The sequence below is a fragment of the Amaricoccus tamworthensis genome (genome assembly GCF_049800875.1).
Taxonomy (GTDB): Bacteria; Pseudomonadota; Alphaproteobacteria; order Rhodobacterales; family Rhodobacteraceae; genus Amaricoccus; species Amaricoccus tamworthensis.
Genome location: NZ_JBNAFV010000003.1, coordinates 153,364 through 179,653, shown reverse-complemented (window position 1 = coordinate 179,653; position 26,290 = coordinate 153,364). Strand labels below are relative to the sequence as shown.

Genomic DNA, 26,290 nt, shown 5'->3' with positions numbered 1-26,290 from the left:
CCCCGGGCATATGACAAACCGACGCTGCCGCAGGAGGGCACGCGCATGAGCCAGGGGCCTTTGGTCAAATACCGTGCGATGGTCGCCAGCGGCGAGCTGAACGCCGATCCCGCACAACGACTTGCCGTGGAGAAGCTCCAACTCCTGTGGTCCCGCCTGCGCGACTACAATCCGTCCCAGCCAAAACGGGTCGGCCGCGGTCTCTTCGGCTGGGGCCGCGAAACCATCGTGCAGGAGCCGGTTCCTGGCCTCTATCTCTATGGTGGGGTAGGGCGCGGCAAATCGATGCTGATGGACCTTTTCCATGAGAGCGCCACCATCGAGCCGCGCCGCCGGGTCCATTTCCATTCCTTCATGCAGGAGATGCACGAACAGATCAACGCGGCCCGAAAAAGTGGCAAAGGCGACGATCCCGTAAAGGTTGTGGCGGAGAACGTGGCCAAAAGCGCCACGCTCCTGTGCTTCGACGAGATGCAGATCACCGACATTACCGACGCCATGCTGGTCGGGCGCCTGTTCGAACAGCTGTTTGAACGCGGCGTCGTGGTCGTGACTACTTCCAACCGGCATCCCGACGACCTCTACAAGGACGGGCTCAACCGGCATCTGTTTCTGCCCTTCATCGAGATCATCAAAAAACGTCTCGACATCCACAAGCTCGAAAGCCCCGTGGATCACCGCCTGGCCCGCGCCCGCGGTGAGCAGGTCTATTTCACACCGCTGGACGCGGAGACTGAAAAGGCAATTGACGCGGCCTGGGAAAAACACGCCTCCGGCCCCGGTGAGCCGCTGGAGATCGAGGTCCACGGCCGCGTCTTCACCGTGCCCCGTTTCGTGCGGGGCGTGGCGCGCATGTCCTTCGACGAGCTTTGCGGTCAACCCCTGGGCGCGGCGGATTACCTGGCGCTGGCACGGAAGGCGCGGGTTCTGATTTTGGAAGGGATTCCAGCGCTTTCGCGGGCCAACAACAACGAGGCCAAGCGGTTTGTGACGCTGGTGGATGCGCTCTATGAGGCGGGCATCCTGTTTATCTGTTCAGCCGCCGCCGAGCCGGACCGGCTCTATACCGATGGGGCCGGTGCGTTTGAATTCCAGCGCACGGTGTCACGGCTGGAAGAAATGCGAAGCTCGGACTGGGGCGGCTGAACGCCCGGGCGGGGGGCCGCCCAGGCAGGTCTGGTCCGGGTGTGTGACGAACCAGGTCTTTCAGTCGTCCTGCCAACGCTCGGCAACAACCTCATCCAGGGTCATGTTGGAAGCTTCGGCTTCCGTCAGATCCGTTCCGGCGATCAGCTGGGTGAAAGCACCTTCAGACATCTGACCACTGGCGCGAAGATCGCCCAGCGTGGTTGCGGATACGGCACCTGCGGCGGTGACGGTGAGAAGTCCGGCGACGGCAAGGGATTTGGCAAAATTGGTCATTGCTGTTCTCCAACTCATGTTTTGAAACGAAACCGTTTCGTTTCTAATTTCGATATAGGATCGCATCACTTGTCGCGCAAGACTAAACGAAACAGTTCAGTTCACATTTTATTGAGGTACTGCGTCGCAGGGTTGTGGACAAGCGTTATTGCCCCACGTAGCGTGAGTTCAAAAAAGGATCAGTCAGGGACAATGCAGTCATCGGAAGACAAACCGATCTGCCCTGTGGCCGTCGCCGACGGTGAGATGGGTGAGCGTGCGCGCAAAAAGCTGGAACAGCTTATTGAGGGCGCGCGCCAGGTCTTTCTGGAAAAGGGGTTTGGCGGGGCCAGTGTCGATGACATCGCCCGCGAGGCCGGGATTTCCAAAGCCACCATGTACCGCTACTTCCCGGACAAATCGGCCATTTTCAATGAGATCGTGCGCCGGGACTTCAAACGCCACGCGGATATGATGGAGCAGGGGAGCGTCGACCTCCCCCTTGAGGAACTCCTGCGCGCCCATGCCAGGAAACACGTCCGCCTCCTGACCTCGCCCTTCATGCAGGGCATGTTCCGCGCCGCCGTGGCGGAATCCGCCCGCGTACCTGAATACGGCATCAACTTCTTTGAATCCGGCCCTGACAAGGGCCGCCGCTGGCTTGCCCCGGTATTACGGGCTGCCGCCGAACGCGGCGAAATCTCGGTGCCGGATGCGAATGCCGCAGCCTACCAGTTTTTTGCATTATGCTCTGCGGAAGTGTTCTACAAATCGCTCTTTGGCGTCGTTAAACACTATTCCGAGGAGGAACTGGACGAAAAAGCCGATATGGCCGTCCGGGCCTTTTTGAAAGCCTATTCCGTGGAGTGAGGCCGCTATTCCGCGTCCTCTTTTTTCTTCGCCTTGGCGGTGCTTCTGGTCCGCTTGCGGACCGGTTTTGCCGCGGCTTTCGGTTTCTGTGGCCGCATCCGCACGTAGCCGTCGCCCCGGCTGACCTCGTATTTCTTCGTCGCGGTGATCAGGTCGATCAGCTTGGTATGCCCGAAGGTCCGCGTGTCAAATTCCGGCGAAAGGTTGTTGAGCCGCTGCCCCACCGTACCGAGGTTGAACCAGCCATCCGCATCCTCGTCCAACTGATCCAGCGCCTTGCCAATGAGGTCCGTGGCCTTCGACAGTGGCTGTTTCGCGGATTTGCCCGACCCTTCGGTCTCCTTGTCTACGCTGGCGAAGTTTTCCGAGAAGATGAACCGCGTACAGGCCTGCCGGAAACTCTCCGGCGTTTTCGCCTCGCCTATGCCATACACATCCAGCCCCTGTTCCCGGATGCGGGCCGCCAGCCGTGTAAAATCGCTGTCCGAGGACACGAGGCAGAACCCGTCAAACCGCCCCGAATGCAGCAGGTCCATCGCATCAATCACCAGCGCAATATCCGAGGAATTTTTGCCCGTCGTGTAGGCCGGCTGATGCTGCGGCAACAGCGCGTGGCGGGACAGGATGCTGCTCCACCCGCGCGAATTGCCGGAGGAAAAGTCGCCATAGATCCGGCGCAGGCTCGCCTCTCCGATCTTGGCAACTTCCTCAAACAGCCCGTCGGCTACCCTGGGCGAGGCATTGTCGGCGTCGATCAAAACGGCCAGCTTTGGGGCCCGGTCCGCCATCCTAGCGCAGCGCCTGCAACACGCGGGAGGACGGGTATCCGTCCGGCGTCATGCCATTGTCAGCCTGGAACCGCCGGATCGCAGCCGCCGTATCCGGCCCGATTATTCCGTCCGTGCCGCCGGTGTCATACCCGGCCGCGGTCAGTTTTTCCTGCAGATCCATCTTCTCCGTCCGGCTCAGATTGCGGTCACCCCGCGGCCAGGATTGCACAAAGGGACCGCCCCCCGCAATCCGGTCGCCCAGATGCCCCACACCAACCGCATAGGAGGTGGAGTTGTTGTAGCGTTTGATGACGTAGAAATTCTGGTACACGATAAACGCCGGACCATTCACACCCGCCGGCGCAATGATCGCCCCGGTCCCGTAATCGGGCAGGGGCGCTCCGGACAGAAGCGTTACGCCACGGCTGGTCCAGTCGGTCACCGGACGCCGGTTCGACTGGTCAACACTGCCCCAGTTGAACCCCTGCGGCAGACGCACCTCCAGCCCCCAGGGTTGGCCATACTGCCAGCCCGCATCGGCCAGGTAGTTCGCGGCGGAGGCCAGCGCATCGGTCGGATCCTCGGACCAGACATCGCGGCGCCCGTCGCCCGTGAAATCCACGGCGGTGGACAGGTAACTCGTCGGGATAAACTGCGTATGCCCCATCGCCCCCGCCCAGGACCCGCGCATCCGGTCTGGCGTGATGTCACCCGCCTGAATGATACGCAGCGCGGCAATAAGCTGTTCCTCGGCAAAGGACCTGCGCCTTCCCTCATATGCGAGCGTGGCGAGTGACTCGATCACCGGAATGTCGCCCCGGAACGTGCCGTAATTCGTCTCCATGCCCCAGATCGCCAGCACGGTCTGCGAATCCACCCCATAGCGGTTTTCAATCGCCGCCATGATGGAATTCAGATCCCGCTGTTTCGCGCGCCCGTTCGCCACGCGATCATCGGATACGGCCGTGTCGAGGTATTCCCAGATCGGCTTGGTAAACTCCGCCTGTCGGCTGTCGAGGTCCACGACCTGCTGGTTCACACCCACACCGCGAAATGCCGCGTCAAAGGTCGCGGGCGCAATGCCCTGGGCGATGGCACGGCTGCGGAAACCGTCGCGCCAGGCGACAAAATCGCCCGGCTGCGGGCTCACCGAACGGTGCATGGGCGAGGGCCCGCTGTCGGGTGTGGAATTTGCCTGAACACCACAGCCTCCAATGATCAGGGACAGGATGGCGGCGCTGAAAGATAGGGGCCTCAAAGGTGGTCTCCGCTTCGGTGTGCTGCCGCCTGATTCTACCCATGGGGGAATCGGATTGAAAGAGGAATGATCCCCTCAGCGGCGTTTTCGCCGGTCACGTTTTGCGTCCACCGCCCTTTTTTTCCTGGCCCGCACGACCCTGCGCCGGGGCGTGCCGCGCCCCCGCCCCGAAGGCGGTGTCGGCATTTTGCGCCCCTCAACCTCAAGTAGTTCAAACAGCAGCCCGCCCGTGATCGGCATGGCCTCCTGCAGACGCACCACAACCTGCTGCCCCAGCCCCAGAACCCGGCGGGATTTCTCCCCCGTGAGCGTGTTCTGCTCCGCGTCCCAGGTGAAATATTCCGTCCCGATGGCCGAGATCGGAATGAGCCCGTCCGCCCCGGTCTCATCAAGCCGGATAAACAGCCCGAACCGCGCCACGCCCGAGATCGTGCCCTCAAACTCCGAGCCCACACGATCCGCCAGATACGCGGCCAAATACCGGTCATTGGTATCCCGTTCCGCCAGCATCGAGCGGCGTTCAGTGTTGGAGATGTGCTCGCCCGTCTCGACGAGATTTTCCTCCTCCTCCGGCGTCAGCCCGTCGCGGCCCCAGCCATGAGCGCGGATCAGCGCCCGGTGCACCACCAGGTCTGCATACCGCCGGATCGGCGAGGTGAAATGACCATATTTCGGCAGGTTCAGACCAAAATGCCCGAAATTCTCCGGCGCGTAATAGGCCTGGGTCATCGACCGCAGCACGCTGAGATTGATCATCTCCGCAAACTCCGTCCCGGCCACCCCGTTCAGCAACCGGTTGAGATGCGCCGTTTTCAGAACCTGTCCCTTGGCCAAAGTCTGACCCACCGTCGCGGCGGTCTCCCGCAGCGCGTCGAGCTTTTCCGCGTTGGGTTCCTCATGCACACGATAAAGCAACCCAATGCGTTTGCCTTCCAGCGCCTCGGCCGCCGCCACATTGGCGAGGATCATGAACTCCTCAATCACCCGATGCGCGTCAATGCGGTCGCGAAATGCCACCGAGGTCACCTTGCCCTCATCCGACAGCACGATTTTACGTTCGGGCAGATCAAGATCCAGCGGCTCCCGGCGCTCGCGGGCCGAGTGCGCCGCTTCCCATGCCGCCCAGAGCGGCCGGATCACCGTGTCGGCCAGCGCCTCAGCCGCCGCATCCGGTTTGCCATCCGCCGCGTTCTGCGCCTCGGTATAGGTGAGGCTGGCATGGGACCGCATCATGCCCCGCGTAAACCGGTGGCTGATCTTGGTTCCGTCCCGGTCGAGCACCATGCGCACCGCAATACACGCCCGGTCCACATTCTCATGCAGCGAACACAGATCCCCCGACAGCCGGTCGGGCAGCATCGGCACAACCCGGTCGGGGAAATAGGTCGAATTCCCCCGCTTCAGCGCCTCCGCATCAAGCTTCGATCCCGGCCGCACATAATGGGCCACATCGGCGATTGCCACCCAGACCACATGACCGCCGGGATTGGCCGGATCGTCATCCGCATGCGCATAAACCGCATCGTCGTGATCCCGCGCATCCTCCGGGTCAATGGTAATGAGCGGCAGCTCCCGCAGATCCTCGCGCTCGCCCAGTGCCGCAGGCTCCGCCGCCTCCGCTTCCTCCAGCGCCCCCTCGGAAAACTCAACCGGAATGCCATGCTGATGGATCGCCACGAGCGAGAACGACCGCGGCGCCATCGGATCGCCCAGCCGTTCGATAACCTGCGCCCGTGGCAGCCCGTGACCACGCGCCGGTCCCGCCTGCTCGGCCTCCACCAGTTCGCCATCCCTGGCTCCCCCGGTAGCCCCAGGCGCCACGGCCCAGTCCCGGTCGGATTTCTTGTCGATATTCTCAATGCGGCCGCCGTCGCCGGTCTCCCGGAAAATCCCCAGGATCCGCCTCGGACCACTGCCAATCCGCCGGATGATCTTCGCGGTTTTCGGCCCGTCGCCCTCACTCTCCGTCAGACGCCCCAGCACCCGGTCACCGGGGCCAGGCGCCGTGTGCTTGGCGCTCGCGAGCAGCAGAATGCGCGGCGGCGGGGTCTCATCCTCCCACTGCGCGGGCTCCGCCCACAGATCGCCATCCGCATCCGCACCCACAACCTTGAGCACCAGCACCGGTGGCAGTTCCCCCGCCGGACGCACCCTGCGCCGATGCTTTTCAATCAGCCCGTCCCGCGCCATTTGCGCAAGCGTCTGTTTCAGCTCAATTTTCGCAGCCCCTTTCAGACCGAACGCACGGGAGATCTCCCGCTTGCCGCTTCGGGTGGGGTTTTCACGGAGAAAATCGAGGATTTCCTGCTGGGATGGTGCTCTGTTCATTTGGCCCGCCTAGCACGGCAGAGGGGGCCGTGGCACGGGGAAAATTTTTGCCCCGTGCCACGCGGCTATTCCCCGCCATCCTCAATACGGTCCCCCGCCTGGGCCTGCGCCCGCACCGCCTCCGGTGACAGGCCGGTCCAGCCGGTGAAGGCGCGCACAAAACCCGCACTGCCGGAAAAGTTCAGCAGATTGGCAATCTCATCCATCCGCAACTCCGTTTTCTCCAGGTAATGCCGCGCAAATCCCTGCCGCACCGCCAGCAGTTCCTCGCGAAACTGGCTGCCCTCGGAGCGCAGTTTGCGGTGCACCGACCGGACGGGCAGGGACAAAACCTCCGCCACCTCCTCAACCGTGTCGCGCCCCGCGGCCAGCCCGGCGGCGATGATCGACCGCACCTTCGGCCCCATCTCCGTCCCGCTGCGCAGCTCCGACAGACGCGGTCGCAGCCCCGGATCGAACTTTCGCCACATCGGATGCCCTGCCGTCAGGAAAGGCCGCGCCGCATCCTCGCGATCAAACTCGATGCCGCTGACCTCGCCTTCCTCAACCGGCACGCCGAAATAAATCTCGAACATGGTTGGATCGGGCACCGCCACATGCGACACCACGCGCCGCGGCGCAAAAGTAAACCGCGTCGCCATCCGCGCCAGATGCGTCACCGTCACCAGCTCAGTGGCAATGAGCGAGCCCGGCGGATTGTCCTTAAGCCCCGCAATCTCCGCCCGAACCCCGTCCTCAAGCCCGGTCACCACCAGCCGCATCGGCCCGCGCACCGGATAAAACCGCGCCATCCGGTGCAGCCCCTCCTCAATGTTGCGGCAGCTGATCCAGGCGAAAACCAACGGATCAAACGGCACGTATTCCACCTGCCGCCCCAGCAGCACGGGAAAGGCCGGCTCATCCACAAACCCCTCAAAACTCCGCCACAGCCGGAAATAGGCGTCCTGTGTCAGCCGCACATCCCCTTCCGAAAACAGCCCAGGGCTCAACCCCGCATGGGCCAGAAGATCGGTCCCCTCCACCCCGTAATCCCGCAGGGTCCGGGGCCAGTGCCGTTCAAGCACAAATTTGTTCCTGGCTGGTGTCATAATAAACGCCCGATATGTCTGAAATCCGCATCCCGCTCCGCCCGCAAATCCCCGGACGGAGCCCCAAAGGGGGCCAGTCATACATCCCGCGCCTGTCAAAATTCATAACACACCGCCCGCGCCGGTTCAGCGTTCGCGGGTTTGGGCGGGGGCGCAACGGGGGAGGGATTTCAAATCGACCCCATCGCAAAAACCACCCAGGCACGGAACAAAGGGGCTTCAGCCCCGCCGCGCCTGCGCCGGTCCGGACCCAAAGGGCCGGCGCCCGTCAACTTCGCCCCCACGATCAACCGAAAGAAGCACACTCCACCATAAAACCGCGCCACCCCGGCGTCCCGCACGCCACCCCCGGCCCGACGCAGTCACGGCTCCCCGCTAACGGTTAACGGGTTGGAATATGGGGCTGATTGCTCTGCAACCGCGAAACGGTCTCGGAGCGCAATGATGGCGTCGGGGCCAAACTACCGATATGACGCGGCGCAGCGAATGCCCGGTACTGAAACGCATTGCCGAAAACGGCACGGGCGACGAGCACCGGAAGGTGCCGGGCGTGCTCGACTGGTCGACCGGCATCTACAATCCGCGCGTGGATGTGACGAAGGAGACGACGACGCCCTACGCCTCCGACCGCGACGTGTTTCTGTTCCTGGTCGATGACCTGAACCCGATCGAGGCGGGGCTGCTGCCCGATGGTTCGCCCGACCTCTACTTCCGTGGGTTCTATTGCTGGAATTCCGAGGTGGGCGCCAAGACGCTCGGCATCGCCAGCTTCTACCTCCGCGCCGTCTGCCAGAACCGAAACCTGTGGGGCGCCGAGGACTTCCAGGAGATCACCATCCGGCATTCGAAATACGCCGCCTCCCGCTTCGCCCACGAGGCCGCCCCGGCGCTGAGCCGCTTCGCCGAGTCCTCGCCTGCGCCCTTCATCGACGGCATCCGAGCCGCGCGCGAGAAGATCGTCGCGCGGTCGGACGAGGATCGTGAGGACTTCCTGCGCAAGCGCGGGTTTTCGAAGGCGGAGACGGGGCGGATCGTCGAGACGGTTCTGGCCGAAGAAGGCCGCCCGCCCGAGATCGTGTTCGACCTCGTGCAGAGGATCACGGCGACGGACCGGTCGAAGCCGCAGCAGGATGCGCGGCTGGTGATGGAGGGGAAGGCTAAGGCGCTGTTGGAGAAGGCTGCAGTTTAGCCAGCACTCAATTCGACTTGATCCTCCTGCGAGCGCGCCTCACTTCATCCAAACTCTCGACAATTGCACGAAATAGTCTCAGCCCAATGAGCACTGCAACAAATCGAATGTAGCTAGCTGCTTGCTCAGTTTGACTGATAGTTTGACTGGTGCGCTCCAAAGCTGAATAGATTCGGAACAATCGGGCGTTTTCATCCAGTCGCTTCGCAAGATAACAAAACTCTCGCACACGGCTTACTGCTTCAAAAACCTCAGGCATGGATAGAAGGCCATCATCTATTCCCAGCCTCTCGCTACGTGCTTGACGGTAACCTCGGCCTCTCATGAAGGGAGGTAGTTCGATGGCGACGCCTTCGCAGGTTGTTTCGATGGGGACCTCGTGAAAAAGCGGTCCCCCAGAACTTTCCCAATCTTGTTCTGCGCAGAATCGTGGAATCAGATCGTATGCCAAACGTACGCCTCGGGAGGCTTCAGACAAAGAAATCTCCGGGAGATCGTTAGCGCAATAAGCGAAAGCCTCCTTGTGAACCAAGAACAACCTTTCCTGAGTTTGATTCTGAAGTTCCCGCGTTCGCTCCGCGTTGGGTGCAGCACTCTCTATTTCAATTTGTGCGAAGGCAATGGCTGCAGCTGTTGCTGCTCCAAGATACCAAGCAACGTCAATCAGCCGAAATGCTATCGTTGCATGTGGAGGTCGCTGTTCGATCGGAGAAATAACTGCTCGCCCGAACAAGAGGGCAGCAGCCAACATTGTCATCCACAAAGTGGAAGTGAAGTCAAAAAGAAATCGTCTCCCAAGAATATAGTCGGAAGCGTCTACCTTGCCACTTTCAAAAAGAACGCGAGCCAGCCAATCGGCGGGTGAGTACCATATCAATACAACCAAGCCTAAAGCGCAGAATGCCATCATTCGTGCAATTGTTCTGACTTGGTTGGTCATGTTGGGTTTCCTCTGGATACACCGATGGCGTTGCCAAGGATCCATGATCAAGTAAACGCGCGCAACTTGCCATTTCTGTCTCAGCCCAAGCAACCTTTCTAGGTGTGCCGCGACGGCGGCGTGCTCCGGCCCGTAATGAATGATTGCACGGTTACTAGAGTGAGAGGGGTGCCGGGTTTTCCGTGACGGGTTTGGAGGTCGAGAGAGTGGCTCCCGGCTGGCCCGTCGTGGAGAACCCCGATGACCAAGCAACAGAAGATCACCCTCAGCGCCTCGCGCGACATTCCCTTTGGGCAAGCTGATGCTCAGCCAGTCGAACGTGCGCCACGTCAAGGCGGGCGTGTCGATCGAGGAACTGGCCGAGGACATCGCGCGGCGGACGCTGCTCAGCTCCATCACCGTGCGGCCCGTGCTGGACGACAGCGGCGCCGAGACCGGCATGTACACGATCCCCGCCGGCAGGCGGCGGTTCCGGGCGCTGGAGCTGCTCGTAAAGCAGAAGCGCATGAACAAGACCGCGCTGGTGCCCTGCATCGTCCGCAAAGACGGGTTCGCCGAGAGTGTTTAGCGCGTGCCGCTACACCCGCTCGACCAGTTCCGTCCCTCCCAAGCGATGGGTAGAGAAGCGTCGTGAGCTAAAGCTGACGTTCATCGATTGGCCGCTTAATCCGCAGCGTCGCCACCCATCCAAACCGCTCTCGAACGACTCTCCAGAAGCGGTGGTTCGACCTGTTCTAGCGCCTACAGACCCATGGCCCCCGGCCGCACCATTCACCGCAAAACCCCACCCAAAAACCCCCCGTTTTGGAAAAACCCCGTGCAATCTGTGCCATTTGATTCACAATCTGTGCCAAATCTTTGCAGATCTGCGCCACCTGCCTGGCCAATTGGGACACTCAAATGACCTGTTTCGCACGGGCCGCACAGGGTACTTGACCGGGCGGGGTGGCCCCCCTATAAGCCACGCTTCACTGGCGCGCCGGCTCAAAAGGGCTGCCGAGTCGTGCCTCAACACCAATCCTGACAAGGAGCTGGAAATGCCCAAGATGAAGACAAAGTCGAGCGCGAAAAAGCGTTTCAAGGTAACGGCTTCCGGCCGCGTACTGGCCGCCCAGGCCGGCAAGCGGCACGGCATGATTAAACGGTCCAACAAGTTCATCCGTCAGGCACGGGGCACCACGACCCTGTCCGATGCGGATGCGAAGATCGTTAAATCCTACATGCCCTACAGCCGCTAAGGAGGCCTGAAACATGTCACGCGTAAAAGGTGGTGTGAAAACCCACGCCCGTCACCGTAAAGTCATCAAACAGGCCTCCGGTTACTACGGCGCCCGTTCGACGAACTTCCGCACCGCAAAACAGGCCGTCGACAAGGCGCAGCAGTATGCGACCCGCGACCGCAAGGTCCGCAAGCGCAACTTCCGTGCGCTCTGGATCCAGCGCATCAATGCCGCTGTCCGCGCCCATGATGCCGAGCTGACTTATTCCAAATTTATCAACGGTCTGAGCACTGCCGGTATCGAGGTCGACCGCAAGGTTCTGGCCGATCTGGCCGTGCATGAACCCGATGCGTTCAACTCCATCGTGGACCAGGCCAAGGCCGCTCTGGCGTAAGCCTCAACCGGTTTTCGGAAACGAAAAAACGCCCCGGATGTCCGGGGCGTTTTGCGTTGCGGCATGGTGATTTTCTCACATGTCCTGGCGCGGGTTCCAGGTCTTCGTTTCGCGCCATTTTTCCATGACCCTGGTGAGATCCTCATCCGCCTCGTCAGGTAAAACGATTTTAAGCGACACCAGCTGGTCGCCCTTTTTGTCGCCCTTCGCCACACCCCGTCCACGGAGCCGCAGGACCTGACCGCTGCTGGCCCGGGGCGGGATGTTCAGGGCGACCTTGCCCGTTACCGTCGGCACCTCCACCTTCGCGCCCAGCACCGCCTCATCGAGCCGGATGGGCAGCTCCACATGGATGTCCTCGCCCTCCCGGCGGAACACCGGATGCTTCGACACCGCCACCGTGATCAGAGCATCCCCCGGCGACCCTCCGGCCACGCCCGGCGACCCCTTGCCCCGCAACCGGATGGTCTGCCCGTCAGTCAGACCCTGCGGAATTTTGACGTCCAGCGTCCCACCCCCCGGCAGTGTCAGCCGCCGCGTTCCGCCGAGAACCGCGTCGAGAAAACCGACCGTCATGTTCAGCTTGCGGTCCTGACCTTTCGCCTGGGCCTGACGCCCGCCACCCCACTGGCGCGTCTGCCCGAACATCTCGCGGAACAGGTCGGAGAAGTCCCCCACATCCTCCGGCCCAGCACCGCGCGAAAAGGCGGAGCCCTCGCGACCCGAGTGCTGGCGATAGAACCGCTGCTGCCCCTTTTCCTGGCCGGTCTCGTCGATCTCGCCCCGGTCAAATCTGGCCCGCGTGTCCTTGTCTCCCAAAATCTCGTAAGCGACTGTTGCGGCTTTGAATCTCGCCTCTGCCTTCGGGTCGTCGGGCTTCAGGTCCGGGTGGGATTCCTTGGCGATCTTCCGGTAGGCTTTCTTGATCTCTTCCTGACTGGCATCCCTTGACACGCCAAGGGCCGCGTAGGGGTTTGGTTGCATGAGGGTGTCCGTATGAATTCGGGTTAAACCGTGATTTTGGTGCGGGATATCATAATGTCAACGTCCCAAAGGGTGATCCGCTTGCAATTGACGGGGCTTGTGATAGGCGTCTGCGCGGAAATTTGACTTAAACGGGATGCGGACATGGACGGGATAGCCGACCTTCGCGACAGGTATCTGAATGAAATCGGCGGCGCGGCGGACGAGGCAACGCTCGAGAACGTGCGTCTCGCGGCTCTCGGCAAAAAGGGAGAGGTCTCCCTGCTGATGCGCTCGCTGGGCAAGATGTCGCCGGAGGAACGCAAAACGGCCGGACCGGCGCTCAACGCGCTCAAAAACACCCTGAATGACGCGATCACGGAAGCAAAGGACCGGCTGGCCGCCGCCGCCCTCGACGCCCGGCTCGCGACCGAATGGGCGGATGTAACGCTCGGCGCGCGCCCCTCCCGCCAGGGCAGCGTACATCCCATTTCCCAGGTGACCGAGGAGGTCACGACGATCTTTGCCGACCTTGGTTTCTCCGTCGCCGAAGGCCCGCAGATCGAGACCGATTTCTACAATTTCGATGCGCTGAACATCTCCCCCGAGCATCCCGCCCGTCAGGAGATGGACACGTTCTACATGGCCCGGGCCGAAGGCTCCAACGCCGCACCGAACGTGCTGCGCACCCACACCTCGCCGGTGCAGATCCGCCATCTGGAGGCCCACGGCACACCCTGCCGCGTGATTGCACCCGGACGCGTCTACCGGTCCGATTATGACCAGACCCACACACCGATGTTCCACCAGATCGAGGGCCTGGCCATCGACCGCGACATCAACATGGCGAACCTGAAATGGGTCCTGGAGGAGTTTTTCTCCGCGTTCTTTGGAACTTCCGTCAAAACCCGGTTCCGCTCGTCCTATTTCCCGTTCACGGAACCCTCGGCGGAGGTCGACATCCAGTGCGAATGGGTCGACGGCCAGGTCCGGGTGGGGCAGGGCGATGACTGGCTCGAGGTGCTCGGCTCAGGCATGGTTCACCCCAAGGTCTTGAAGGCCGCGGGCGTTGATCCCAATGAATGGCAGGGCTTTGCCTTTGGCATGGGCATCGACCGGATCGCGATGCTGAAATACGGCATCCCCGACCTGCGCGCCTTCTTCGACAGCGACCTGCGCTGGCTGCGCCACTATGGATTTGGCGCGCTTGACGTGCCCACGCTGCGCGGCGGTGTTTAACACCGCTCCGGCCGCCTTTCTTCCCAGGCACGCAGGCCTGGTCTCAACACTGCACCGACGTCACACCGGGACTCCGACATGAAATTCACGCTTGGCTGGCTCAAAGAGCATCTGGACACCACCGCTGATCTTGAGACGATCACGGATGCGCTGACCGATCTTGGCATGGAGGTGGAGGGCGTCACCGATCCCTCCGAGGCACTGGCACCGTTTACCGTGGGTCACGTGCTTGAGGCCGAACAGCACCCGGATGCGGACCGGCTGCGGGTTTGCCGTGTTGCGACGGCGGATGGTGAGAAGCAGATCATCTGTGGCGCGCCCAACGCACGGGCCGGCATCAAGGTCGTCATCGCCTCGCCCGGCGACTACATCCCCGGCATTGATACCACCATCAAGGTCGGCAAGATCCGCGGCATCGAGAGCTTCGGCATGATGCTGTCCGAGCGGGAGATGGAACTGTCCGACGAGCATGACGGCATCATCGAACTCGACCCCTCGGCTGAGGTCGGTCAGAAGTACCTGGACCTGTTCCCCTCCGATCCGGTGATCGAGATTGCGATTACGCCGAACCGCCCCGATGCGCTGGGCGTAGCCGGTATTGCCCGCGACCTGGCGGCCCGTGGTTTGGGCAAGGTCATCACGCCCGAGATTGAGCCGGTCAAGGGCAACGAACCCTGTCCGAAACCCGTCTATCTCGCGCCTGATGTGGCGACCGAGGCCTGTCCGCTTTTCACGGGGCGTCTCATTCGCAACGTCAAAAACGGACCCTCGCCCCAGTGGCTCCAGGACCGGCTGAAGGCCATCGGTTTGCGCCCGATTTCCGCGCTTGTGGACATCACCAACTACCTGACCTACGACCGCGCGCGCCCGCTGCACGTGTTTGACGCGGACAAGGTTCATGGCGCGATCACCGTGCGTCTGGCCCGCCCGGGTGAAAAACTCGTGGCGCTGGACGAAAAGGAATACACCTTCGACGGTTCCGAGACGCTGGTCTGCGACGATAACGGCCCCGAGGGGATCGGCGGCATCATGGGTGGTCTGGCGTCGAGTTGCACCGATGAGACGACCAACGTCTTTGTCGAGGCCGCCTGGTTCGATCCGACCCGCACCGCCCGCACCGGTCGGCGTCTACGCATCAATTCCGACGCGCGTTACCGGTTTGAGCGGGGCATCGACCCGGCCTTCACGCAGCACGGCATGGAACTCGCGACCAAGATGATCCTCGATCTCTGCGGTGGCGAGCCCAGCGACATTTTCGTGGCCGGTGACGTGCCCGACCATTCGCGCAGCTATTCCCTGCGTCCGGCCCGTGTGTCGGAACTGGTGGGCATGGATGTGGCCCGGGACGAGCAGACCCGCATCCTGACCGCGCTTGGATTTGGCGTGACCGACGCCGGTGACACGCTCGATGTGGCCGTTCCCGGCTGGCGTCCGGACGTACAGGGCGAGGCCGATCTCGTGGAGGAGGTCTCCCGCGTCGTCTCGCTGAGCCAGCTGGAAAGCCAGCCGATGAAGCGCCCCGCGGGCGTGGCGGGCCAGGTCCAGACCCCGATGCAGAAACGCGAATTCGCCGCCCGTCGCCAGATCGCGGCGCTGGGCTACAATGAATGCGTGACCTACAGCTTCATCGACCAGGCCTCCGCGGCGCTGTTCGGGGGCGGTGAGGACAACATGCGGCTGGAAAACCCGATCTCCAGCGAGATGAGCCACATGCGCCCCGCGCTTCTGCCCGGTCTTTTGCAGGCCGCGGCCCGCAATCAGGCCCGTGGCTATTCCGACCTGGCGCTGTTTGAGGTCGGCTATGCGTTCCACGGTGGCGAGCCGGGGGAGCAGCATCTGTTGGCGTCCGGCCTTCTGACCGGTCACACCGGACCGCGCGACCCACATGGCGCCCGCCGTCCCGTTGATCTCTATGACGCCAAGGCGGATGTGGAGGCGGTTCTGTCCCGTCTGGGCGCGCCAGCGAAACTCATGACCCGCCGTGATGCCCGCGAGTGGTGGCACCCGGGTCGGCACGCGATGCTGTGTCTTGGTCCCAAAAACGTGCTGGCGATTTTCGGTGAGATCCATCCGCGCGTTCTGAACGCCATGGATGTGAAGGGACCGGCGGTTGGTTTCACCGTGTTCTTCGAATCCATTCCGTTCCCCCGTCAGAGCGGTGCGACCCGCCAAGCTTTGAGCCTGCATGACCTGCAACCGGTCGAGCGTGATTTTGCGTTCGTTCTGGATGCCCAGGTCGAGGCGGAGGACGTGCTGAAAGCCGTGCGCGGTGCGGACAAGAAGCTGATTGCCGATGCGTCCGTGTTTGACGTTTTCTCCGGCGAGCGGGCCGAGGCCCAGATGGGAACGGGCAAAAAATCGCTGGCCGTCTCCATCCGGCTGCAACCGGTCTCCGCAACGTTGACCGATGCGGAAATTGGTGACATTTCCAAAAAGGTGGTGTCCGCGGTCGAAAAATCTACCGGCGGAGTATTGCGACAGTAAAAAGGGGGCCGTCGTGACATTGAAAGTTTATCTTTCCGGCGAAATTCATACCGACTGGCGTGACGAGATTGAGGCCGGTGTGAAAGCCGCCGGTCTCGACGTCAGTTTTTCAGCACCCGTTACGGATCACGACGCATCCGACGACTGCGGTGTTGCGATCCTGGGGGGTGAGTCGGACAAGTTCTGGCACGATCACAAGGGTGCCAAACTTAACGCCATCCGCACCCGCAAGGGCATAGCCGACGCGGATGTGGTCGTTGTGCGCTTTGGCGAGAAATACAAACAGTGGAATGCGGCCTTTGACGCCGGAATGGCGGCGGCTCTGGGCAAGTCGCTGATCGTACTGCACGGGCCCGACCACCAGCATGCGCTCAAGGAAGTCGATGCCGCGGCACTCGCCGTTGCGGAAACCCCGGAGCAGGTTGTTCAGATGCTGGTTTATGTTGAGACCGGTCAGCTTCCCGGCTGACCGGAAAAGAGCATTTCTGCAGGAGGGTTTGAAAGCATGCTCAAGGAATTCAAGGATTTCATCGCGCGGGGCAATGTCATGGACATGGCCGTGGGTATCATCATGGGGGCCGCGTTCACGGCGATTGTGACTTCGCTGGTCGATGATCTGGTGAACCCGCTGATCGGTCTGTTCACCGGGGGCGTTGATTTTTCCAGCCACATGATCCGTTTCGGTGAGGGCGACAATGCCGCCTCGTTCATGTACGGCAACTTCATCAATGCCGTGATCAAGTTCCTCATCATCGCCTGGGTTGTGTTCCTTCTGGTCAAGGGTGTGAACCGGATGAAGGAAATGGCCATGGAAGAGGTCACCGAGCCGGAACCCAAGGAGCCCGATGCCCCAAGCTCCGAGCAGCTTCTGGCCGAAATCCGGGACCTGATGAAAAACCAGCAGGCCCCGTCCTGACGCCGTAGGGCTTATCCCACCATATCGGCGGGCGCGCTGACCTCGATGTCGAGCGCCCGACCGACCGCTTCATAGGTCAGATGCCCCGCATGGGTGTTCAGACCGGCCAGCAGATGCGGATCATCCGCGCAGGCCTGCTTCCAGCCCTTGTTGGCAATGGCCAGCATGAACGGCATCGTCGCATTCCCCAGAGCAATCGTCGACGTCCGCGCCACCGCGCCCGGCATATTCGCCACGCAGTAATGCATGATCCCGTCCACTTCATAGATCGGATCGTCATGGGTCGTGGCTTTTGAGGTCTCGAAGCATCCGCCCTGGTCGATCGCCACGTCAACAATCGCGGCGCCGGGCTTCATGGAGCCGAGCTGTTCGCGCGTGACGAGTTTCGGGGCCGCCGCGCCAGGGATAAGAACCGCCCCGATCACCATGTCGCTTTCCGCCACCAGTTCCTCGGTGTTTTCGCCCGACGCATAGCGCACCCGGAAGGTCGAGCCAAACACGTCGTCGAGATAGCGCATCCGGGGCAGGGACTTGTCGAGCACCGTCACCTCCGCGCCCATGCCCGCCGCGATCCGGGCCGCATGGGTGCCGACGACGCCGCCGCCAATCACCGCCACTTTCGCCGGGCCAACCCCCGGCACGCCGCCCATCAGGACACCGCGGCCGCCATTTGCCTTTTGCAGGGTCCAGGCCCCAACCTGCGGCGCGAGGCGCCCCGCGACCTCGGACATCGGCGCAAGCAGCGGCAGACCGCCCGCCCGGTCCGTGACCGTCTCATAGGCAATGGCGGTGACGCCGCTTTTCATCAGATCCTCGGTCTGGGGCCGGTCGGCCGCCAAATGGAGATAGGTGAACAGGATCTGCCCCTCGCGAAGCCGCGCGCGCTCCTCCGCCTGGGGTTCCTTGACCTTCACGACCATTTCCGCCGTCTCGAAAACCTCTTCGGCCGTGTCGAGAATGGACGCGCCCGCGGCGGTGTAATCCTCGTCGGCAAAGCCCGCTCCGACACCCGCACCGGCTTCGATCACCACCTCATGCCCTGCAGCGACCGCGTCCCGTGCCGCGGCCGGGGTCATGCCGACGCGGTATTCCTGGTTTTTGATCTCTCTGGGGCAGCCAATGCGCATTGAGTCTCTCCTGTTGAAAAAGGTTCGATATTTCACGGTAACGCGGGCAAAGCAGGAAGTGTTTGCGAAAACCTGTCCCGGAACGTAAGCGTGTGTGAAGAATCTTCGATGATTGCCAAATTTACGCGGGAAAATTGTGCCAATGGCTTTGGATGTGCTGGATTGCCGAATTCTCAACCTGCTTCAGCAGAGGGGTCGCATATCCAACCAGGAGCTTTCCGACGAGGTCGCCCTGTCCCCCTCCGCCTGCCACCGCAGGGTTCAGCGCCTGGAGAAAAGCGGCATCATCCGCCAGTATGTGGCTCTGCTCGACGCCCGCTCCGTTGACCGCCGCACCACCGTTTTCGTGGAAATCACGCTGTCCGGCCAGTCCGACGAGATCCTCGACGCGTTCGAGAAGGCCGTTGCCCGGGTGCCCGACGTGCTTCAGTGTCACCTCATGGCCGGGACGGCGGATTACCTGCTCAAGGTCGTGGCCCGGGACAGCGAGGACTTCGCCCGCATCCACCGTCAGCATCTCGCGCGCCTGCCCGGTGTGGCGCAGATGCATTCCAGTTTCGCCCTGCGCACGGTTGTTGAGACCACCGCCCTGCCGCTTTGATAATTCCTAGCCCAGCAGCCACAGCGCCAGGTACAGCACCGCCATTCCCGCGATGATCGAGGCCAGCGCATCGCGCCGCCACGCGCCCACCACCAGGGCCGCGGAGGCCGCCAGAATGCGCGGCAGATCCGGCTCACCCCCCGTGGCCTCAGGCCAGACCACCAGAGGCGCGACCAGAGCCGGCATCACCGCCACCGGCACATAGCGCAACAGGCGTAAAATCCATGAGGGCAGTTCCCGGTCGCCAATGATCCCGATGAAGGAAAACCGGATCAGATAGGTGCCGATCCCAAGCGCGACAATAACGGACCAGATCAGGGTGTCATTCATGCCGCCCGCCTTTCCAGCCAGACCTCGGTCAGCGCACCCGCCACCATGGCAACCGCCGCCGCGACCAGCATCCAGAGGTTATAGGGCATCCAAGCCAGGTTGAGCGCCACGACAATCGACACGACCGCCGCCACCAGATGCGGCAGACTGCGCAACGCGGGTGCAAAGAGCGCGATAAAGGTAATCGGTATGGCGAAATCGAGCGCAAACTCTTCCGGGATCGCCTGACCCACAACGGCCCCCGCCAGGGTTGAGGCATACCAGGCGGGACAGATCGCGGTGATCGCCCCGAAGAAATAAGCCACCTTGCGCGTCACTGGCTCATTCGGGTGCATGGTGTAGTGGTTGATGGCAACGCCGTAAGTCTGGTCGGTCAGCATGTAGGCGGCCAGCGCCCTCTGCCACAGCGGGGCCGGTCCAATATGCGGCGCGATTGAGGCTGAATACATGGCCATGCGCAGGTTCACGGCAAGCGACGTGGCCAGAATGATCAGAAACGGCGCCTGTTCGCCAATGAGCTGCAGCGCCGCAAACTGCGACGCGCCCGCGATGACGAGGAAACCCATCGCCAGAATCTGCACCAGATCCCACCCGGCCTCACTGGCCAGAACGCCGAAGAGCATGCCGAAAGGAACCACCACGAGGATAAAGGGCGCGCAGGCCCGCAACCCGGAAAAGAAGGCTGACCGGTCGGTTGTCGATCGCATTGTTCCAGCTGTCCTTTGCCCTGTTACCGGGCGTCTGTCCTGGTTATCTTGCCGTCTCTGTTCGAATGGAAAAACGGCTCATTGTGATGGACAACCGGTATCTGATTGCTCCGGAACCCGCCAGTTCAAAACTGACCCGCGAGGTCACCGGCATCAGCCATGAGGGGGAGGAGGTCTCCCTGCGTGTGGTCGAGGAACGGCCCCTGACGATCTACCTAAACCGGCAGGAAATCGTTACCGCCATGACCATCGGCGACCACCCGGAATACCTGGCCGTTGGCTATCTGCGCAATCAGGGCATGCTGCTGCCCGACGACGTGATCACCGGCATCGATTTCGATGAGGAGGTCGAGACGGTCGTCGTGCGCACCGAACGCGCCACGGATTACGAGGAAAAACTCAGCCGCAAAACCCGAACGTCGGGCTGCGCCGTTGGCACGGTTTTTGGCGATGTGATGGAGGGGCTTCAGGGCCTGACGCTGCCCGAAGCGACCATCCGCACCTCCGACCTCTATTCCCTGGCAAAGGAGATCAACACCACACCGAGTCTCTACCTCGAGGCCGGAGCGATCCACGGCACGGTGCTCTGCCGAGGCAACCGGCCGCTCGTCTATATGGAGGATGTGGGCCGCCACAACGCCGTCGACAAAATCGCGGGCTGGACCGTGCTGGAAGGCGTCAAGACGGCGGACAAGCTGCTCTACACCACCGGTCGCCTGACATCGGAGATGGTCATCAAAACCGCGCTGATGGGTATCCCCGCCCTGGTCAGCCGTTCCGGTTTCACCGCCTGGGGCGTCGAAATCGCCCGTCAGGTGGGGCTCACGCTTGTGGGCCGCATGCGCGGGCGGCGTTACGTCTGCCTCTCGGGCGCCGAGCGCATTGTGCGCGATGCCGACTTAGCATCGGTGGCGGATGAACCCGCTAAATCCCGGCGCAAATCCGCGGGGCCGGACGAATGATCGCCGGTGTGATCCTCGCCGGTGGGCTCTCGCGCCGCATGGGCGGTGGCGACAAATGCCTGCTGCCCCTGGGCGGCCGTCCCATTCTGGGCCACGTCATCGACCGGCTTCGGCCGCAGGTGGACCTGCTGGGTCTGAACGCAAATGGCGATGCCGCACGTTTTGCCGACTTTGGCCTGCCGGTTTTCCCTGACAGCATCGAGGGCTACGCCGGGCCTCTCGCGGGTGTGCTGGCCGGGATGGACTGGGCCGCGGGGCAGGGCGCGGATCACATCGTCACCGCCGCCGCCGACACGCCGTTTTTCCCAACCGATTACGTAATTGCCCTGCGCACCGCCAGGGTCGCGGATGAAAGTCCGCTTGCCATGGCCATGACCCCGGGGGAGGGCGACCGTCTGGACCGGCACCCGACCTTTGGTCTCTGGCCCGTCGATCTGCGCGACGACCTGCGACAGGCGCTGGAGGGCGGTCTGCGCAAGGTCGTGGCCTGGACGGAACCCCATGGCTGCGCCCGTGCGATTTTCCATGACCGCTCGACCGATCCGTTTTTCAACATTAATACTCCCGACGACCTGGCTAAAGCCGGCGAAATGCTCGATGCGGAGGGGGCGTGAAGGTATTTGGCATCACCGGATGGAAAAACTCCGGCAAGACCACCCTGGTGGAAAAAGTCGTGGCCGAAATTGCGGCGCGCGGTTTCTCCGTCTCCACCGTCAAACACGCCCATCACGGCTTTGATGTCGACCAGCCTGGCCGCGACAGCTATCGCCACCGTGAGGCGGGCGCGCGGCAGGTCCTCGTGGCATCCTCCAACCGCTGGGCGCTGATGACGGAACTTCGCGACGCGGCGGAGCCGGGGCTTGATGACCTGCTCGCTCAGCTTCAGCCGGTGGATATCGTCATCGTTGAGGGCTACAAAACCTGGCCCCACGACAAGATTGAGGCCCGCCGCGCGGAAACCGCCCAGGCTCCCATCGCGCCCTCCGATCCGGCCATTCGCGCCATCGCCTCGGACGGCCCGTTGCCCGACCCCGGCGTGCCGGTGCTGGACCTGAACGATGTCAGTGGCATCACCGATTTCATTCTCGCGCATGTGGGGCTGCAATGAACCTGCGCAATGACTGTTTTGCCCTTCCTCCCGGCGTTGACTGGGTTCCGGTGGATGACGCGCTTTCCTGCCTGCGGGATGCGATCACACCCATTGAGGACGAGGAAATCATACCTCTGTCCGAGGCGGGCGGGCGCATCGCCACGCGGGATGTGCTGGCCCTCCGCAGCCATCCGCCCGGTGCGAATTCCGCCGTCGATGGCTACGGATTTGCCCATGAGGCTTTAGACCCCCGCGCCAACAGTTTCACCCTGCCACTCGTGGAAGGACGCGCCGCCGCCGGTGTGCCGTTCCGCGGCACCGTGCCGCCAGGCTCGGCCATCCGCATCCTCACGGGCGCGCTGGTGCCCCCCGGTGTCGATACCGTGGTGCTGGAGGAGGACGTGACCGTAGCCGATGGCCACGTCCATATCCCCGGACGCGTTAAGCCTGGCTCGAACACCCGCGCGGCCGGTGAGGACAAAAAAGCGGGCGAGGGCATTTTCCCGGCGGGCACGATCATCCGCTCAACGGAAATCGGTGCGGGTGTCGCCACGGGGATCGCCCAGGTCCGTGTCAGGCGGCGGCTCCGTGTCGGGGTTCTGTCGACCGGAGATGAGGTCGTGCCGGCGGGTCGGCATGCGAAACCGCACATGACCTTTGACGCCAACCGCCCGATGCTCATGGATCTTGTGCGTGCCTGGAACATGGAGCCTGTCGATCTGGGCCATGTGCGCGATGACGGGGCGCTGGTGGCGGAGGCGCTGGACTGCGCCATTGACACCACTGACGCGGTTTTAACCAGCGGCGGCGCGTCACAGGGCGATGAGGATCACGTTTCCAAAACCCTCCGCGAACGCGGCAGCCTGAACACCTGGCGCATTGCCGTCAAACCCGGCCGCCCGCTGGCGCTGGGCATGTGGAGCGGGTTTCCAGTCTTCGGCCTTCCAGGGAATCCGGTGGCGGCCTTTGTCTGTGCGCTGATTTTCGCCCGGCCCGCGCTGTTTCGTCTGGGCGGGGCGGACTGGCTGACGCCGCAGGGCTACATGCTCCCCGCCGGGTTTTCAAAAAACAAGAAACCGGGCCGCCGCGAGTTTCTCCGGGCGCGTATCGGTCCGGATGGTCATGTCGAGGTGTTCCCGTCCGAGGGCTCGGGCCGGGTGTCCGGGCTGTCCTGGGCGCAGGGGCTGGTGGAGCTTGAGGACGGCGCACGGGAGGTCAGACCCGGTGACCGGGTCCGCTACATTCCCTTTTCCGAATTCGGTCTCTGACCGGGTTCCCGGTCAGTCGCGGAAGTTGCGACTGCTCTTGATCTGGTCCCAGGCCCAGACAACCTCGTTCAGGCGCGCCTCGTCGTCACGCCGCCCGCCGTTCATGTCCGGGTGCAGGTCCTTGACCAGCGCTTTGTAGAGCTTGCGGATCTCCGGCTTGGTCTGGGCGTCGTTCGCCTCCAGAATATCCAGCGCCCGGCGTTCGGTTGCGGGCAGACGTCGGCGCGGACGACCCCTTGACGGATCGTTGCCCGGGTTCATCGTGCCCATTTCGCCAAGCAGTTCCATCGGATCATCCAGGCCAAACCGCTGCCAGGCGCGGCCCTCGGTATGCTGATGGGTTTTGTGCTGGTTTACGGATTCGGCAAACGGCTTTGTCGAGCGCTCCCAGACCCGGTCTGAGGCAAACTGCTTCTCCAGGTCGGCATCCGAACTGGTTTCAAAGAAATTCCATTTCAGATTGTACTCGCGAATATGTTTCTTACAGAACCACAGAAACTCGTCCAGGTGATCCGGGGACCGCGGCGCGCGGAACTTGCCCGCCTCCTCGCAGTCGGGATGCGCGCATTTATGACTGGACGTCTCAATGGCGCCGGACCGGCCGCGGGCGCGGGCTCTCCGCTTCTTGTCTGCGGAAACGGATATGTCGAAATCGAAGGGGGAACTTTTCCGCATGATTATTCCGAATCCTTTCGTACTTGGATACCCAGGCGGGACAGATTAAACGTTTGATCGGGCTGGCCAAGCCCGCAGATTGACCGGATGGGCAGATGAACAAAAACAGGGCGCGTGTGTATGACACACTGGAGCAAAAACTTACAGAGGCTTTTGCGCCGGATTACCTCGAAATTATCGACGAAAGCGAACAGCACCGTGGCCACGGCGGCTGGCGTGAGGGCGGTGAAACCCACTTTCGCATCGTCATGAAATCGGCAGCACTGAACGAACTTTCAAGGGTTCAGCGCAGCCGGTCGGTTCACAGAGTGCTTGAGGCCGAACTGCAGGACCGCATCCACGCCCTGTCCCTCGATCTCTCTGGCACCTGAAATCCCCGGGGCGTCAGTCCCGCGTGACGGGCCCCAGCTTGGGCGAGGGCCGCAGGGGTGAGGGCGTCTCGGTCGAGGACACCGGCGGCTGCCGGCGGCGCACACCCGCCTCCTGCACGCGGTCGGTGTAACTGCCGTGCGATGGCGCGGGCTCTTCCCCGTCCAGTTCATCCTCCACGGCCGGTTCATATGGCGCGGAGAAACTCTCCGTCCGCACGTTGCGCGCCATCGGGCTCGCCTCAAGCTGCGGATCGAGCCCCGCACGCTCCCGCCGGAACACCAGCACGGCAACGCTTTCCTCGGTCGCGCGTTTCAGGAAGCCGCGCGGGGTCTGGGTCGCCATGTTCTCGGCCCGCAGGTATTCCCAGCCATCCCGCGCGTGCTCGTTGATGGCATCGGTCAGGGTCAGCGCAAACAGTTCCGCAGGATCACTGATTCCCTTGGCCTTTTTGCTCCGGTGTGGTGCCGGGACCACCTTGTAGTCGAAATACGCCATTCCAGTCCTTCCGCATCCCGTCAGGAGATGTTGAGTTTGCTCCGCACCAGTTCGTTCACGGCCTTTGGATTGGCCTTGCCCTGGGACGCCTTCATGACCTGACCCACGAACCAGCCCGCCATGGACGGCTTTTCCTGGGCCTGCGTGACCTTGTCCGGATTGGCGGCGAGGATCTCATCGACGATCGCCTCGATCGCGTCCATATCCGTGACCTGCTTCATGCCACGGGCCTCGACGATCTCCGCCGGGTCACCGCCTTCGGTCCAAAGGATCTCAAAGACTTCCTTGGCGATCTTACCCGAGATGTCACCCTTTGCAATCAGATCGATCAGACCGCCAAGCTGTGTGGGGTTGATCGGGCTGTCCTTGATGCCGTGGCCTTCCTTGTTCAGCCGGCCAAACAGCTCGTTGATGACCCAGTTCGCCGCCTGCTTGCCGTCGCGGCCCTCGGCCACCGCTTCAAAATACGCGGCGGAGGCGGTTTCCGCCGTCAACACGCCCGCGTCATACTCGGTCATGCCAAACTCGGTCACAAACCGCGCTTTCTTTGCGTCCGGCATTTCCGGCAGGTTCGCGGCAATCTGATCCACCCAGGCCTGCTCGAATTCGACGGGCAGGAGATCTGGGTCGGGGAAGTAGCGGTAGTCATGCGCTTCCTCCTTCGACCGCATGGAGCGGGTTTCGCCCTTGTTCGGGTCGTAGAGCCGGGTTTCCTGCTCCACCTTGCCGCCATCCTCCAGGATGGCGATCTGCCGCCGCGCCTCGAAATCAATAGCCTGCTGGATGAAGCGCATGGAGTTCATGTTCTTGATTTCGCAGCGCGTACCAAGATGCGAGAAATCCTGGGTCGCCTGGTATTTCTCGTAATCCCCGGGACGGCAGACACTCACGTTCACGTCCGCCCGCATGGAGCCTTCCTGCATGTTCCCGTCACAGGTGCCGAGATAGCGCAGGATCTGGCGCAGCTTGCGCACGTATTCCGCGGCTTCCTCCGGTCCACGGATGTCCGGGCGGGATACAATCTCCATCAGGGCAACGCCCGTCCGGTTCAGGTCGACAAAGCTCAGGGACGGGTCGAGATCGTGGATCGACTTGCCCGCGTCCTGCTCCAGGTGAATGCGCTCGATCCGCACCTTGCGCGCGATGCCCGGCGACATGTCCACCAGAACCTCGCCCTCGCCCACAATGGGGTGGTAAAGCTGGCTGATCTGGTAGCCCTGCGGCAAGTCGGGATAGAAATAATTCTTCCGGTCAAACCGCGAAAACAGGTTGATTTTCGCCTTCAGCCCCAGGCCCGTGCGCACGGCCTGCTCGATGCAGAACCCGTTCACCACGGGCAGCATTCCGGGCATGGCGGCGTCCACCAGACTCACATTTGTATTGGGGTCGGAGCCGAACTCGGTCGAGGCTCCGGAAAACAGTTTGGATTTGGAACTGACCTGGGCATGGACCTCCATCCCGATCACGAGTTCCCAGTCCTCCTTCGCACCGGCAATCAGCTTCGGTGCGGGCTCTTTGTAGGCAAGCTCGGCCATGCGTCCATCCATCGTTTAAAAGCGTGGATTGCATACATGCCGGGGCCACCGGCGTCCAGCAAAAGGCG

The 26,290-nt window shown here is 62.5% G+C and carries 27 protein-coding genes and 2 pseudogenes; 16 read left to right on the top strand and 13 right to left on the bottom strand.

All coding sequences use genetic code 11. The features are described from left to right. The first annotated feature begins 45 nt into the window (after positions 1-45). Positions 46-1,146: a cell division protein ZapE gene (gene zapE / locus ACP15P_RS08130; protein ID WP_424927965.1), complete on the top strand. Its 1,101-nt coding sequence runs from the start codon at positions 46-48 to the stop codon at positions 1,144-1,146. Between the two features lie 60 nt (positions 1,147-1,206). On the opposite strand, the gene ACP15P_RS08125 is transcribed toward zapE, so the two are convergent. Further along, positions 1,207-1,422 carry a hypothetical protein gene (locus ACP15P_RS08125; RefSeq protein WP_424927964.1) on the bottom strand — a complete coding sequence of 72 codons (216 nt, stop codon included), beginning with the start codon at positions 1,420-1,422 and terminating at the stop codon, positions 1,207-1,209. A 192-nt stretch (positions 1,423-1,614) separates the two neighbouring features. On the opposite strand from ACP15P_RS08125, the gene ACP15P_RS08120 reads away from it, so the two are divergent. Beyond that, positions 1,615-2,271, top strand: a complete 657-nt coding sequence (locus ACP15P_RS08120) for a TetR/AcrR family transcriptional regulator (protein WP_424927963.1) — start codon at positions 1,615-1,617, stop codon at positions 2,269-2,271. A gap of 5 nt (positions 2,272-2,276) precedes the next feature. Here the strand turns inward: ACP15P_RS08120 and ACP15P_RS08115 are convergent, their stop codons facing one another. The 4 genes from ACP15P_RS08115 to ACP15P_RS08100 all read right to left on the bottom strand — a co-directional run bounded on the left by ACP15P_RS08115 (position 2,277) and on the right by ACP15P_RS08100 (position 7,715). After that, complete coding sequence (locus ACP15P_RS08115) at positions 2,277-3,059, bottom strand: NYN domain-containing protein (RefSeq protein ID WP_424927962.1); 783 nt, start codon at positions 3,057-3,059, stop codon at positions 2,277-2,279. 1 nt (position 3,060) lies between these two features. Continuing rightward, complete coding sequence (locus tag ACP15P_RS08110; RefSeq protein ID WP_424927961.1) at positions 3,061-4,299, bottom strand: lytic murein transglycosylase; 1,239 nt, start codon at positions 4,297-4,299, stop codon at positions 3,061-3,063. Between the two features lie 75 nt (positions 4,300-4,374). Continuing rightward, complete coding sequence (rnr, locus tag ACP15P_RS08105) at positions 4,375-6,627, bottom strand: ribonuclease R (RefSeq protein ID WP_424927960.1); 2,253 nt, start codon at positions 6,625-6,627, stop codon at positions 4,375-4,377. Between the two features lie 65 nt (positions 6,628-6,692). Next, positions 6,693-7,715 carry an AraC family transcriptional regulator gene (locus tag ACP15P_RS08100; RefSeq protein ID WP_424927959.1) on the bottom strand — a complete coding sequence of 341 codons (1,023 nt, stop codon included), beginning with the start codon at positions 7,713-7,715 and terminating at the stop codon, positions 6,693-6,695. 496 nt (positions 7,716-8,211) lie between these two features. Here ACP15P_RS08100 and ACP15P_RS08095 point away from each other — a divergent pair. Then, positions 8,212-8,904, top strand: a pseudogene (locus tag ACP15P_RS08095) (DUF932 domain-containing protein); the annotation flags it as partial. A gap of 7 nt (positions 8,905-8,911) precedes the next feature. Here the strand turns inward: ACP15P_RS08095 and ACP15P_RS08090 are convergent. Next, positions 8,912-9,844 (bottom strand): hypothetical protein, encoded by a 933-nt coding sequence (locus tag ACP15P_RS08090; protein ID WP_424927958.1) that lies wholly within the window; start codon positions 9,842-9,844, stop codon positions 8,912-8,914. Positions 9,845-10,084: 240 nt separating this feature from the next. On the opposite strand from ACP15P_RS08090, the pseudogene ACP15P_RS08085 reads away from it, so the two are divergent. The 3 genes and pseudogenes from ACP15P_RS08085 to rplT all read left to right on the top strand — a co-directional run. Continuing rightward, positions 10,085-10,409, top strand: a pseudogene (locus ACP15P_RS08085) (ParB/Srx family N-terminal domain-containing protein); the annotation flags it as partial. 472 nt (positions 10,410-10,881) lie between these two features. Further along, positions 10,882-11,082: a 50S ribosomal protein L35 gene (gene rpmI, locus ACP15P_RS08080; protein ID WP_424927957.1), complete on the top strand. Its 201-nt coding sequence runs from the start codon at positions 10,882-10,884 to the stop codon at positions 11,080-11,082. Positions 11,083-11,095: 13 nt separating this feature from the next. Continuing rightward, positions 11,096-11,458, top strand: coding sequence for a 50S ribosomal protein L20 (gene rplT / locus ACP15P_RS08075; RefSeq protein WP_424927956.1), 363 nt, complete (start codon positions 11,096-11,098; stop codon positions 11,456-11,458). Between the two features lie 75 nt (positions 11,459-11,533). On the opposite strand, the gene ACP15P_RS08070 is transcribed toward rplT, so the two are convergent. After that, positions 11,534-12,442 carry a DnaJ C-terminal domain-containing protein gene (locus tag ACP15P_RS08070; RefSeq protein WP_424927955.1) on the bottom strand — a complete coding sequence of 303 codons (909 nt, stop codon included), beginning with the start codon at positions 12,440-12,442 and terminating at the stop codon, positions 11,534-11,536. A 153-nt stretch (positions 12,443-12,595) separates the two neighbouring features. On the opposite strand from ACP15P_RS08070, the gene pheS reads away from it, so the two are divergent. The 4 genes from pheS to mscL all read left to right on the top strand — a co-directional run bounded on the left by pheS (position 12,596) and on the right by mscL (position 17,060). Then, positions 12,596-13,660 (top strand): phenylalanine--tRNA ligase subunit alpha, encoded by a 1,065-nt coding sequence (gene pheS / locus ACP15P_RS08065; RefSeq protein ID WP_481736472.1) that lies wholly within the window; start codon positions 12,596-12,598, stop codon positions 13,658-13,660. Between the two features lie 78 nt (positions 13,661-13,738). Then, positions 13,739-16,144: a phenylalanine--tRNA ligase subunit beta gene (pheT, locus tag ACP15P_RS08060; RefSeq protein WP_424927953.1), complete on the top strand. Its 2,406-nt coding sequence runs from the start codon at positions 13,739-13,741 to the stop codon at positions 16,142-16,144. A 13-nt stretch (positions 16,145-16,157) separates the two neighbouring features. After that, a complete protein-coding gene (locus tag ACP15P_RS08055; RefSeq protein WP_424927952.1) occupies positions 16,158-16,613 on the top strand; it encodes a YtoQ family protein in 456 nt (151 codons plus the stop codon). 36 nt (positions 16,614-16,649) lie between these two features. Next, positions 16,650-17,060 (top strand): large-conductance mechanosensitive channel protein MscL, encoded by a 411-nt coding sequence (mscL, locus tag ACP15P_RS08050; protein WP_424927951.1) that lies wholly within the window; start codon positions 16,650-16,652, stop codon positions 17,058-17,060. Positions 17,061-17,071: 11 nt separating this feature from the next. On the opposite strand, the gene ald is transcribed toward mscL, so the two are convergent. Further along, positions 17,072-18,187 (bottom strand): alanine dehydrogenase, encoded by a 1,116-nt coding sequence (ald, locus tag ACP15P_RS08045; protein ID WP_424927950.1) that lies wholly within the window; start codon positions 18,185-18,187, stop codon positions 17,072-17,074. Positions 18,188-18,329: 142 nt separating this feature from the next. Between ald and ACP15P_RS08040 the strand changes: the two genes are divergently transcribed. Continuing rightward, complete coding sequence (locus ACP15P_RS08040; protein ID WP_424927949.1) at positions 18,330-18,788, top strand: Lrp/AsnC family transcriptional regulator; 459 nt, start codon at positions 18,330-18,332, stop codon at positions 18,786-18,788. Between the two features lie 6 nt (positions 18,789-18,794). Here ACP15P_RS08040 and ACP15P_RS08035 read toward each other — a convergent pair whose 3' ends face one another. Both ACP15P_RS08035 and ACP15P_RS08030 read right to left on the bottom strand, forming a co-directional pair. Then, positions 18,795-19,118: an AzlD domain-containing protein gene (locus tag ACP15P_RS08035; RefSeq protein ID WP_424927948.1), complete on the bottom strand. Its 324-nt coding sequence runs from the start codon at positions 19,116-19,118 to the stop codon at positions 18,795-18,797. Continuing rightward, positions 19,115-19,825, bottom strand: a complete 711-nt coding sequence (locus tag ACP15P_RS08030; RefSeq protein WP_424927947.1) for an AzlC family ABC transporter permease — start codon at positions 19,823-19,825, stop codon at positions 19,115-19,117. The genes ACP15P_RS08035 and ACP15P_RS08030 overlap by 4 nt, the downstream gene beginning before the upstream one ends. Before the next feature lie 65 nt (positions 19,826-19,890). Here ACP15P_RS08030 and ACP15P_RS08025 point away from each other — a divergent pair, with 65 nt between their 5' ends. Genes ACP15P_RS08025 through ACP15P_RS08010 form a run of 4 tightly spaced genes read left to right on the top strand, consistent with a single transcriptional unit; the run spans position 19,891 to position 23,145 of the window. Continuing rightward, the gene (locus ACP15P_RS08025; RefSeq protein ID WP_424927946.1) at positions 19,891-20,787 is read left to right on the top strand and encodes a formate dehydrogenase accessory sulfurtransferase FdhD; all 897 of its coding nucleotides are present in this window, start codon (positions 19,891-19,893) and stop codon (positions 20,785-20,787) included. After that, on the top strand, positions 20,784-21,401 hold the full coding sequence (mobA, locus tag ACP15P_RS08020) for a molybdenum cofactor guanylyltransferase MobA (protein ID WP_424927945.1): 618 nt from the start codon (positions 20,784-20,786) through the stop codon (positions 21,399-21,401). Before ACP15P_RS08025 ends, mobA begins: the two co-directional genes overlap by 4 nt. After that, entirely contained in the window at positions 21,398-21,895 is a 498-nt protein-coding gene (gene mobB, locus ACP15P_RS08015) for a molybdopterin-guanine dinucleotide biosynthesis protein B (RefSeq protein WP_424927944.1), read from the top strand. The genes mobA and mobB overlap by 4 nt, the downstream gene beginning before the upstream one ends. Next, positions 21,892-23,145 carry a molybdopterin-binding protein gene (locus tag ACP15P_RS08010; RefSeq protein WP_424927943.1) on the top strand — a complete coding sequence of 418 codons (1,254 nt, stop codon included), beginning with the start codon at positions 21,892-21,894 and terminating at the stop codon, positions 23,143-23,145. The genes mobB and ACP15P_RS08010 overlap by 4 nt, the downstream gene beginning before the upstream one ends. A 12-nt stretch (positions 23,146-23,157) precedes the next feature. Here ACP15P_RS08010 and ACP15P_RS08005 read toward each other — a convergent pair whose 3' ends face one another. After that, positions 23,158-23,820, bottom strand: coding sequence for a DnaJ domain-containing protein (locus ACP15P_RS08005; protein WP_424927942.1), 663 nt, complete (start codon positions 23,818-23,820; stop codon positions 23,158-23,160). Between the two features lie 95 nt (positions 23,821-23,915). Here ACP15P_RS08005 and ACP15P_RS08000 point away from each other — a divergent pair, with 95 nt between their 5' ends. Then, the gene (locus ACP15P_RS08000; RefSeq protein WP_424927941.1) at positions 23,916-24,191 is read left to right on the top strand and encodes a BolA family protein; all 276 of its coding nucleotides are present in this window, start codon (positions 23,916-23,918) and stop codon (positions 24,189-24,191) included. 13 nt (positions 24,192-24,204) lie between these two features. On the opposite strand, the gene ACP15P_RS07995 is transcribed toward ACP15P_RS08000, so the two are convergent. Together ACP15P_RS07995 and gatB are read right to left on the bottom strand one after the other, a co-directional pair. Next, on the bottom strand, positions 24,205-24,687 hold the full coding sequence (locus tag ACP15P_RS07995) for a DUF4177 domain-containing protein (protein WP_424927940.1): 483 nt from the start codon (positions 24,685-24,687) through the stop codon (positions 24,205-24,207). A gap of 20 nt (positions 24,688-24,707) precedes the next feature. Beyond that, positions 24,708-26,222, bottom strand: coding sequence for an Asp-tRNA(Asn)/Glu-tRNA(Gln) amidotransferase subunit GatB (gatB, locus tag ACP15P_RS07990; RefSeq protein ID WP_424927939.1), 1,515 nt, complete (start codon positions 26,220-26,222; stop codon positions 24,708-24,710). Positions 26,223-26,290: the final 68 nt, after the last annotated feature.

Excerpts from the sequence above, each read along its gene's own strand:
- ACP15P_RS08030 (WP_424927947.1), bottom strand. The coding sequence starts at position 19,825 with ATGCGATCGACAACCGACCGGTCAGCCTTCTTTTCCGGGTTGCGGGCC.
- ACP15P_RS08070 (WP_424927955.1), bottom strand. The coding sequence starts at position 12,442 with ATGCAACCAAACCCCTACGCGGCCCTTGGCGTGTCAAGGGATGCCAGT.
- ald (WP_424927950.1), bottom strand. The coding sequence starts at position 18,187 with ATGCGCATTGGCTGCCCCAGAGAGATCAAAAACCAGGAATACCGCGTC.
- mobA (WP_424927945.1), top strand. The coding sequence starts at position 20,784 with ATGATCGCCGGTGTGATCCTCGCCGGTGGGCTCTCGCGCCGCATGGGC.
- rpmI (WP_424927957.1), top strand. The coding sequence starts at position 10,882 with ATGCCCAAGATGAAGACAAAGTCGAGCGCGAAAAAGCGTTTCAAGGTA.
- zapE (WP_424927965.1), top strand. The coding sequence starts at position 46 with ATGAGCCAGGGGCCTTTGGTCAAATACCGTGCGATGGTCGCCAGCGGC.
- ACP15P_RS08040 (WP_424927949.1), top strand. The coding sequence starts at position 18,330 with ATGGCTTTGGATGTGCTGGATTGCCGAATTCTCAACCTGCTTCAGCAG.
- rnr (WP_424927960.1), bottom strand. The coding sequence starts at position 6,627 with ATGAACAGAGCACCATCCCAGCAGGAAATCCTCGATTTTCTCCGTGAA.
- gatB (WP_424927939.1), bottom strand. The coding sequence starts at position 26,222 with ATGGCCGAGCTTGCCTACAAAGAGCCCGCACCGAAGCTGATTGCCGGT.
- ACP15P_RS08000 (WP_424927941.1), top strand. The coding sequence starts at position 23,916 with ATGAACAAAAACAGGGCGCGTGTGTATGACACACTGGAGCAAAAACTT.
- ACP15P_RS08115 (WP_424927962.1), bottom strand. The coding sequence starts at position 3,059 with ATGGCGGACCGGGCCCCAAAGCTGGCCGTTTTGATCGACGCCGACAAT.
- ACP15P_RS08090 (WP_424927958.1), bottom strand. The coding sequence starts at position 9,844 with ATGACCAACCAAGTCAGAACAATTGCACGAATGATGGCATTCTGCGCT.
- ACP15P_RS07995 (WP_424927940.1), bottom strand. The coding sequence starts at position 24,687 with ATGGCGTATTTCGACTACAAGGTGGTCCCGGCACCACACCGGAGCAAA.
- ACP15P_RS08100 (WP_424927959.1), bottom strand. The coding sequence starts at position 7,715 with ATGACACCAGCCAGGAACAAATTTGTGCTTGAACGGCACTGGCCCCGG.
- ACP15P_RS08005 (WP_424927942.1), bottom strand. The coding sequence starts at position 23,820 with ATGCGGAAAAGTTCCCCCTTCGATTTCGACATATCCGTTTCCGCAGAC.
- ACP15P_RS08035 (WP_424927948.1), bottom strand. The coding sequence starts at position 19,118 with ATGAATGACACCCTGATCTGGTCCGTTATTGTCGCGCTTGGGATCGGC.
- mscL (WP_424927951.1), top strand. The coding sequence starts at position 16,650 with ATGCTCAAGGAATTCAAGGATTTCATCGCGCGGGGCAATGTCATGGAC.
- ACP15P_RS08120 (WP_424927963.1), top strand. The coding sequence starts at position 1,615 with ATGCAGTCATCGGAAGACAAACCGATCTGCCCTGTGGCCGTCGCCGAC.
- pheT (WP_424927953.1), top strand. The coding sequence starts at position 13,739 with ATGAAATTCACGCTTGGCTGGCTCAAAGAGCATCTGGACACCACCGCT.
- rplT (WP_424927956.1), top strand. The coding sequence starts at position 11,096 with ATGTCACGCGTAAAAGGTGGTGTGAAAACCCACGCCCGTCACCGTAAA.
- ACP15P_RS08025 (WP_424927946.1), top strand. The coding sequence starts at position 19,891 with ATGGAAAAACGGCTCATTGTGATGGACAACCGGTATCTGATTGCTCCG.
- ACP15P_RS08010 (WP_424927943.1), top strand. The coding sequence starts at position 21,892 with ATGAACCTGCGCAATGACTGTTTTGCCCTTCCTCCCGGCGTTGACTGG.
- ACP15P_RS08125 (WP_424927964.1), bottom strand. The coding sequence starts at position 1,422 with ATGACCAATTTTGCCAAATCCCTTGCCGTCGCCGGACTTCTCACCGTC.